At 66.9% G+C, this 8,634-nt stretch carries 7 protein-coding genes; 3 read left to right on the forward strand and 4 right to left on the reverse strand.

Annotated features, from left to right (window positions below):
- Positions 1-422: 422 nt before the first annotated feature.
- Entirely contained in the window at positions 423-1,322 is a 900-nt protein-coding gene (locus tag ACWF7A_RS43585) for an aldose 1-epimerase family protein (RefSeq protein WP_452256337.1), read from the reverse strand.
- Positions 1,323-1,360: 38 nt separating this feature from the next.
- Here ACWF7A_RS43585 and ACWF7A_RS43590 point away from each other — a divergent pair, with 38 nt between their 5' ends.
- Together ACWF7A_RS43590 and ACWF7A_RS43595 are read left to right on the forward strand one after the other, a co-directional pair.
- Complete coding sequence (locus ACWF7A_RS43590; RefSeq protein WP_452256338.1) at positions 1,361-2,137, forward strand: MBL fold metallo-hydrolase; 777 nt, start codon at positions 1,361-1,363, stop codon at positions 2,135-2,137.
- On the forward strand, positions 2,134-2,850 hold the full coding sequence (locus ACWF7A_RS43595; protein ID WP_452256339.1) for an AAA family ATPase: 717 nt from the start codon (positions 2,134-2,136) through the stop codon (positions 2,848-2,850). Before ACWF7A_RS43590 ends, ACWF7A_RS43595 begins: the two co-directional genes overlap by 4 nt.
- A 4-nt stretch (positions 2,851-2,854) precedes the next feature.
- Here ACWF7A_RS43595 and ACWF7A_RS43600 read toward each other — a convergent pair whose 3' ends face one another.
- Positions 2,855-4,249: an APC family permease gene (locus ACWF7A_RS43600; protein ID WP_452256340.1), complete on the reverse strand. Its 1,395-nt coding sequence runs from the start codon at positions 4,247-4,249 to the stop codon at positions 2,855-2,857.
- A gap of 80 nt (positions 4,250-4,329) precedes the next feature.
- On the opposite strand from ACWF7A_RS43600, the gene ACWF7A_RS43605 reads away from it, so the two are divergent.
- The gene (locus ACWF7A_RS43605) at positions 4,330-5,124 is read left to right on the forward strand and encodes a hypothetical protein (protein WP_452256341.1); all 795 of its coding nucleotides are present in this window, start codon (positions 4,330-4,332) and stop codon (positions 5,122-5,124) included.
- Here the strand turns inward: ACWF7A_RS43605 and ACWF7A_RS43610 are convergent.
- Entirely contained in the window at positions 5,108-6,370 is a 1,263-nt protein-coding gene (locus ACWF7A_RS43610) for an MFS transporter (protein WP_452256342.1), read from the reverse strand. The genes ACWF7A_RS43605 and ACWF7A_RS43610 overlap by 17 nt on opposite strands.
- A 59-nt stretch (positions 6,371-6,429) precedes the next feature.
- Positions 6,430-8,364, reverse strand: coding sequence for an asparagine synthase (glutamine-hydrolyzing) (asnB, locus tag ACWF7A_RS43615; protein WP_452256343.1), 1,935 nt, complete (start codon positions 8,362-8,364; stop codon positions 6,430-6,432).
- Positions 8,365-8,634: the final 270 nt, after the last annotated feature.

The following is an 8,634-nucleotide window of genomic DNA, read 5'->3' on the forward strand; positions in this document are numbered from 1 at the left end:
CGGTTTGACACCCCTTCTCTGATGTGGCCCGCTCTTGGCTCGGCTTGTGATGGGACCCCACCGCCAACGCAACCAAACAACTCAACAGGCAGCCGCTCTACGCAACAGGCGTGCCATCTACCTGCCGGCAGCGCTGGCCCCCTGATCAGATTGCCGGGGTCTGGGGCAGAGCCCCAGGGGAAGCACGCAAGGTGACCTGGCCGCCCTCAAGGTGACCACCGTCTTAGGTCGCCCCACACACGGCTCGCCCCACGCAAGGTCCGCCCACACGGCTCGCCCCACGCAAGGTCCGCCCACACACGGCTCGCCCCACGCAAGGTCCGCCCCACGCCAAGGCAGCCCATCGCAAAGGCAGCCCACCGCAGACGTCAGCCCACGCAAAGGTCAGCCCACGCAACGGCCAGCCCCACAACCCGAAAACCCTACAAACCAGCACCGTCCAACGGCCGAATCCCCCACCGACCACCCCAGGACTCCCCGGGAGAAACCCAGATCAAGTCCACCCCGGAGTTCAAAGCATCCGGCGGACACGTCATCGGCTCAACAGCCACAGCCCGCCCCCGCCCAGGATAAGAATCGGGCGTATAGACCTGAACCCACCGAAACACCGGATCGGCCCAAACCTCGACGCCACCTTCACCAGACATCAACGTGTGGTGAACAAGCCCGTCCCCAGACGGCTCACACCCACCAAACGGCGTGTCCAGCCGAACACCCTCCAACACCCGCCCACCCCGGAAGTCGAACGCAGTCCCGTCCACAGGCACAGCAGGCCCGGAAGGCACCATCCGCTCGACGTCCAACGGCAGCACGGTCGTGGCGGCCAACGTCAGAACACACGAGTCGGTAGCAGCCTCCCCGGCCCGCGGATAGGGATGCGTCCCCACTCCAAAGGGCGTGGCCACGTCCCCGACGTTCGTGACCCCATGCGTGACAGTCAGCCCACGATCATCCAACGCATAGGACACGGTGACGTCCAAAGCGGCAGGCCACCCGGCCTGAGGCTCGATCAACGCCCGCAACGACACCAAAGACCCGGTGTGCTCCACAACGGACCAAGGCCGGCGCCGCAGCAACCCGTGCACCGCGTTCCCGCGGGCGGGCTCGGTGACCTCGAGGTGCTGCACCACCCCGTCCAGCACCCACGAAGCCCCGGCGGTCCGGTTGGGCCACGGCACCAGCACGGCCCCGGCGCTCATCGGCGGCTTCTCGTCCGCGCCGAATGTCTCCACGTACGGGACACCGTCCACCTCGAAAGACCGCAGGCCCGCGCCTACAGTCGTGATCACGGCGGTGGCACCCTCGTACGAGATCCCCAACATGAGGCTGAAGCCTACGGGGCCAGCGGAAGGATTTGCCCATGAAGGTTCATCACCTCAACTGCGCCACGTTCCGGCCTCCCCTGGTCGCGGGCGGTCTCGTGGCCCACTGCCTGCTGATCGAGTCCGACCAGGGCCTGGTCCTGGTCGACACGGGCTTCGGCATGAACGAGGTGACCAACCCGAAGGCGACGATCGACGGCCTGAGCCGCGCGCTGCTCAAGCCCGCGCTCGACGTCACCGAAACGGCGATCAGCCAGGTGGAGAGGCGCGGCTACACGGCCGACGACGTGCGGCACGTCCTGCTCACCCACCTCGACCTCGACCACGCGGGCGGGCTGCGCGACTTCCCCAAGGCCACCGTGCACGTGCTCGACTCCGAGTTGGAGGCCGCGGTCAACGCGAAGGGCCCCAAGGAGCGTTCCCGGTACCCGAAGGCGCAGCGGGACGGCGTGAACTTCCAGACGCACAAGGCCGAGGGTGAGGACTGGTTCGGCTTCCAGGCCGTCAAGGACATCGCCGGCCTGCCCGACGACATCCTGATGGTGCCGCTCATCGGGCACACCCGTGGCCACACGGGCATCGCGGTCCGGTCCGACGACGGCTGGCTGCTGCACGCCGGCGACGCGTACTTCTACCGCGGCGAGGTCGAGACGCCGCCGAGCAACATCTTCGCCCTCAAGATCACCGCCAAGCAGACCGAGACGATCCGCGAGCAGCGTCTGTCCAATGTGGAACGCCTGAAGGACCTCAAGGCGAGCGGCGAGGCCGAGGTGTTCTGCGCGCACGACCCGGTCGAGCTGGCGCGCCTCGCATGACGTTCATCCACCAGGTCCGCCTCGACCAGGTCGACGACACGCACCGCTACCCGTTCACGCTGCCGGTGGTCCAGCACCTGATCAGGAACCCGCTGGAGCTCAGCAGACCCGTCACGTTCCTGGTCGGGGACAACGGCGCGGGCAAGTCGACGCTGGTCGAGGCGATCGCGGTGGCGGCCGGTTTCAACGCCGAGGGCGGCACCCAGTCGTTCCGCTTCGCCACGAAGGCCACGGAGTCGTCGCTCGGCGACTACCTGATCCTGCGCTGGGGCACCAGAAAGCCGAAGACCGGGTTCTTCCTCAGGGCCGAGTCGTTCTACAACGTCGCCACCGAGATCGACCGGATCGGCGCGGGGATTCACGCGTCGTACGGCGGGAAGTCGTTGCACGAGCGGTCGCACGGCGAGAGCTTCATCGACCTGATGAACCACAGGTTCGGCGGCAGGGGCCTCTACGTCCTCGACGAACCCGAGGCCGCCCTCTCGGTCAAAGGCTGCCTGACGGTCCTGCGGCGCATGCACGAGCTGGTGAACGAGGGTTCGCAGTTCATCATCGCCACCCACTCGCCGATCCTGCTCGCCGCACCGGACGCGACGATCCTCGAGGTCACCGACACGATCGACGAAGTCTCCTACGACACAGCGGAACCGGTCCGGCTCACCCGCAACTTCCTGGGCGACCCGGACCGGTTCCTGAAGCACCTGCTGGACTAGAGAACTACTTGCCGAGGTTCTCCGGGTGCGTCTCCACCTTGCCGTGCAGCACGCGGTTGATGCCCCAGAGCACCAGGCCGGCGAGCAACAGCCAGCCCGCGATCTTGTAGTCGTCGGCCGGGCGGCCGGACGTCCACGGGATCGCGAGGTAGGCGCACGTGATCGCGCCGAGCACCGGTGCCCACGTGGGCGCCCGGAAGTGCTTGTGCTCGGACGGCTCGCGACGCAGCACGAGACACGCGATGTTGACGATGGTGAAGACGATCAGCAGCAGCAACGACGTGGTGCCGCCGAGCTTGCCGATGTCCGCGGTGGACACCAGGATCACCGCGACGCCGGTCGTGAAGACGATCGAGATCCACGGCGTGCGGCGGAACGGGTGCACGGCGCCGAAGAACTTCGGGATGATCTTCTCGTTCGCCATGCCGTACAGCAGTCGCGACGCCATCAGCATGTTGATCAGGGCCGAGTTGATGACGGCCAGCAGGCCGATCAACGCGAAGATCCACAGCGGGAAGCCGGGGGCGCCGACCGTGACGACCTTCAGCAACGCGCCGCTGCTGGCCTTCGCGAGCTCGTCGGACGGGATCAGCAGCGACGACGTGATCGCGACGAGCACGTAGATCAGGGCCGCGATGCCCATGCCCCACAGCATCGCGCGCGGGAAGATCTTGACCGGGTTGCGGCACTCCTCTGCCATGTTCACCGAGTCCTCGAAGCCGACCATCGCGAAGAACGCGAGCGCCGTCGCCGAGGTGACCGCGAGCATGACGTTGCTGCCGGACGGCACGTTGATCTCGGTGAGCCGGCCGGGGTCGCCGTCACCGTTGATGACCGCCCAGGCGCCGATCAGGATGATGATCACAAGGCCGGACAGCTCGATGCAGGTCAGCACCACGTTGGCCTTGACCGACTCGGACACGCCGCGGAAGTTGATGACCGCCAGCGCCGCGATGAAGACGATCGCGATACCGGTGATGACGAGCGACTCCGGGCTGAGCGCGACGTCGAAGAACTCCACCAGCAGCTGCCGCAGGTATGTGCGGCCGAACGCCAGCGCGGCCGACGAGGCAGAGGTGATGCCGGAGCACATGACCGCGAACGCGACCATGAACGTCAGGAAGTGGATCTTGAACGCTCTGTTCGTGTAGAGCGCGGCACCGGCGGCCTTGGGGTACTTGCCGACCAGTTCCAGATAACTGAACGCGGTCAGGAACGCCACCACGAACGCGAGCAGGAAGGGCAGCCAGAGAGCGCCGCCGATCTTGCCTGCCACGTTGCCGGTGAGGGCGTAGATACCGGTACCGAGGATGTCGCCGACGACGAAGAACAGCAGCAGCTTCGGGCCGATTGCCCGATGTAGCTCTGGTTGCTCCGTTTGTGGAGTCGCTTCAGCCATGCCCGAGGATTCTGCCCGTTTTGCCTGGCCACAAGCACGAACGGACGCCTACCTCACCCGTTTGATGTAACAATCGCACGATGAAACTCGCGGCAACCGCGATCTTCGCCGTGCTGGCGCTGACCGCATGCTCGTCGTCCGACCCCGCGAGCGAAAGCGCTTCCCAGCACCGCGACGTGAAGAGCCTGGTGGCGGCGGTGACCAAGACCGTCAACGAGAAGGGCTCCTACCGCTTCTCCGTCACGCCCCCGCCCACGGGTGGCGGCGTGCGCGCACCGTCGAGCGGCAGCGTGCGGCTGGGCGGCGAGGTCCCGGGCATGGACGCGACGACGACCCGTCCCGTGCAGACCGGCGGTGACCCGGTCGAGCTGAGGCTGCTCTCGACCACGAAGGACGCCGCGTTCGTGAAACTGCCGGCCGCGGTGTTCGGGCTGCCTGCCGACAAGCCGTGGGTGAAGCTCGACCGCAAGCTGGACGACGACTTCACCACGACCCTGCTCGGTTTCCACGACGTCGTCTACCAGCAGGCCGTCTTCACGACGTACCACCTGCCGGTGATGGAGGCGGGCGGCGAGCTCAAGCTGACCGCCCAGGTCGGCGGCACCACCCGGTACTCGGTCTCCGTCGACTACCAGAAGGCGTACGACACCCTGAAGGACGAGGGCCTGCGCACCGAGATCAAGCTCGCGCTGGACCAGAAGGTCCCCGGCTCGACCGGTGAGATCGAGCTCGACCGCGACGGCCTGCCGATCCGGATCACCTTCTACACCGAGTTCCAGGGCGCGCAGATCGTCGACGAGGCCCGCTTCACCGACTGGGGCGGCGACGTGAAGATCACCGAGCCGAACCCGGCGGAGATCAGCTCGCGGAACTGACCCGGTAGCGCCAGATCGCCGGCAGCAGCGCGACCATCGCGACGCTCGCGACGACGACCAGCAGGCCGCCGACCGACACCGCCGCGGCCGTGCCGAACGCCGCGCCACCCGTGCCGTGCAACAGGTCCGCGATGCGCGGCCCACCGGCCACGACGACGATGAAGACGCCCTGCATCCGGCCGCGCATCTCGTCGGTCGCGGCCGACTGCAGGATCGCGCCGCGGAACGCCATCGACACCATGTCGGCAGCACCTGCGAGCGCGAGGAACCCGGCCGCGACCCACAACGAGCCGGCGAGACCGAAGCCCGTGATCGCGAGGCCCCAGCCGACGACGGCCAGCGTCAACGCCACCCCGTGCCGGCTGACGTTGGAGATCCAGCCGGACGTGAGGCCGCAGATCACCGCGCCGACCGGGATGGCCGCGAAGATCACGCCGAGCGCGAACCCACCTCCGGGCGGGTCGCCGAACGTGTGCTGGGCCATCTCCGGGAACAGTGCCCGCGGCATGCCGAACACCATCGCGATGATGTCCAGCACCATGCTCGCCATCAGCACCTTCTGCGCCCAAAGGTACGTGAAGCCGGCCAGCACGTCGCGGAGTCCGGCGCGCCGGATCACCCCGTCCAGCGGTGGCATCGCGGGCAGCTTCCACACCGCGTAGACCGTGACGGTGAGCGCGATGGCGTCCACGAGGTAGAGCGTCGAGAGCCCGACGATCGGCATGAACGCGCCCGCGAGCAACGGCCCGAGCACCGCGCCGAACTGCATCACCGTCGATCCGAGCGCCCCGGCAGACGGCAACAGCTCGGCGGGCACCAGCCGTGCGATGGACGCCGAGCGCGCCGGAGCGTTGGCCGCGAAGAACACCTGTTGAAGACCGAGCAACGCGATGACGAGCCACACCGAGCCGACGTTCATCGCCGCCTGCACCCACAGCAGCACCGACGAGACCGCGATGCCGACGTTTGTGACGAGCAGCAGCTTGCGGCGGTCCACGGTGTCCGCGATCGCACCGCCCCACAGCCCGAACACGAGCAACGGCACCAGCGCCACGCCGGCGGCGATGCCGACCCACGCCGAGGACCCGGTGAGGTCGTAGACCTGCTTGGGCACGGCGACGGCGGTGAGCTGGGAGCCCACCGCCGTCACGATCGTGGAGAGCCACAGCCGGCGATACGCGACGATCTTCAACGGTCGCGTGTCGATCACGAACGCCGAACGCGCGCTTCTCCCCACCGTGGCCACTTCGTTAGCCTATGACAACTAACAAGCCTTTCATGTCGAGGTGTCGCCAAGACCACCCGTCAGAGGCGGACGGGGTACACCGGCTCCGGCACCTTCGGGCTGATCCGGCCCTCGACGAAGATCCCGTGCCAGATCATGAAGCAGAGCAGGCTCCACAGCTGCCGGCTGCGGTCGAACTGCTCGGACTTGTGCTCGGCGAGCAGGTCGAGCACGGCGTTCTTGTCGAGCAGGTGCCCGGTCTGCGAGTCGTTGATGATCCCGCGCGCCCAGTCGTACATCTCGGCGCGCAGCCAGTGCCGGATGGGCACCGGGAACCCGAGCTTGGGCCGGTTGAGCACGTGCGCAGGAATGATCTTCGCCAACGCCTTGCGCAGCGCGTACTTGGTCGTCCCCTCGGTGAGCTTCTGGTCGAGCGGCACCTCGGCCGCCACCCGGAACACCTCGGGGTCGAGGAACGGCACGCGCAGCTCGATGGAGTTCGCCATCGTCACCTTGTCGGCCTTGACCAGGATGTCGCCGCGCAACCACGTGAAGAGGTCGATGTGCTGCATGCGCGCGACCGGGTCCCAGTCCTCGGACTCGCGGTACCAGGGCGCCGTGACGTCCTTGAAGCCGATGCCCTCGACATACCCCGGGAACACCGCCCGCACCTGGTCGTCGCTGAAGTTGCGAGCGTTCCCGTAGTACCGCTCCTCCAGCCGCAGCGCCCCACGCCGAAGCAGGTCCTTCCCGCGAACACCCTCCGGAATGGACTTGGACACAGCGCCCATCAACTTGCGCACCCCACCGGGCACCTTCTCGAAGGGCGCCAACGACAAGGGCTCGTGGTAGATCACGTACCCGCCGAACAGCTCGTCCGCACCCTCACCGGACAGCACGGCCTTGACGTACTTACGAGCTTCCTTGGCGATGAAGTACAACGGCACCAACGCCGGGTCGGCCACCGGGTCGTCCAGGTACCAGAGGATGAGCGGCAGCTCCTCCATCATCTCGTCCGGCGACACGGTCCTCACGACGTGCCGCACCCCGATGGCCGCCGCGGTCTCGGCGGCAACGTCCACCTCCGAGTACCCCTGCCGGTCGAAACCGCTGGTGAACGCGATGAGGTTCGGGTTGTGCTGCTTCGCCAACGTGGCAGTCGCCGTCGAGTCGATCCCGCCCGACAGGAACGCCCCGACGGTCACGTCCGGGTCGGAGATCATGTGCTTGGCAACCGAGTCACGCATGACCTCGGCGATGCGCTCGTGCAGCGCCTCAGCCTCATGCGCCCCGTTGACCGGCCGAGGGTTGAACACGGGCTTGAAGTACCGGTTGAACAGCACCTGTCCACCCGGCGACACCTTGAACGACGTGCCGGACTCCACCCGCCGGATGGCCTTGTGCAGCGACTCGGGCTCAGGCACATACTGCAACACCAGGTAGTGCTGCAACGCCGTCTGGTCCAGCTCCTGACTGATGCCGAGCACACCCGTCAGCTGCAGCAGGCTCTTCTTCTCAGACGAGAACCCCACCCCGCCAGGCCCAGTGGCCCAGTACAGGGGCTTGATCCCGAACGGGTCCCGAGCTCCAAAAACGACCCGCTCCTGAGCGTCCCAGATCATGAACGCGAACATGCCGCGCAACATCTTGACCCAGTCGGCCCCGAGGAAGTGGTACCCGGCGACGATGGCCTCACCATCACCCTTGGTCTTGAACTGGGCCCCGAACTTCCGCATGAGCTCGGCCCGGAGCTCCTTGTAGTTGTAGATCTCGCCGTTGAAGTTCAGCGTGTACCGCGTCGGGTTCTCCGGCGGCCCCCACACCAACGGCTGGTGGGAGTGCTCGAGGTCGATGAACCCGAGCCGGTTGAACCCGTACACGACCTCTTTGTCAGCCCAGGTGTCCTGCTCGTCCGGACCGCGGTGCCGCTGACAACGCAACGCCGCAGCCACAGAGGCGCGCGCGGAGGCCGCAGTGGCTTCGGTGGAACAGATGAGTCCGAGCACTCCGCACACGTGAAATCGCACCTCGTAGCTAGCTGTTGCTGAAATCCCAGTATGACGAAGCCGGGAACCGGACATTCGCGCACCCGAAGGACGCCTGACTCCCCAGTCAGGTTCCACAGCCAGCGGCCAGCCGAGTGGGCGCGATGCCGAAGGCGAGCAGTCTTTCCACAAGGGCTGGGCGGTGGGGTCCCATCACGAGTCGCGCCATAGCACTTGCTGCATGTCTGTGGGGGTGTGTGAACAGCACCCGATTAGTGTGGTTTTGAACACCCCAACAAA

This window comes from Lentzea sp. NPDC055074, assembly GCF_053608005.1.

Coding starts and splice junctions, on each gene's coding strand:
- ACWF7A_RS43605 (WP_452256341.1), top strand. CDS start 4,330: ATGAAACTCGCGGCAACCGCGATCTTCGCCGTGCTGGCGCTGACCGCA.
- ACWF7A_RS43595 (WP_452256339.1), top strand. CDS start 2,134: ATGACGTTCATCCACCAGGTCCGCCTCGACCAGGTCGACGACACGCAC.
- ACWF7A_RS43585 (WP_452256337.1), bottom strand. CDS start 1,322: ATGTTGGGGATCTCGTACGAGGGTGCCACCGCCGTGATCACGACTGTA.
- ACWF7A_RS43590 (WP_452256338.1), top strand. CDS start 1,361: ATGAAGGTTCATCACCTCAACTGCGCCACGTTCCGGCCTCCCCTGGTC.
- ACWF7A_RS43600 (WP_452256340.1), bottom strand. CDS start 4,249: ATGGCTGAAGCGACTCCACAAACGGAGCAACCAGAGCTACATCGGGCA.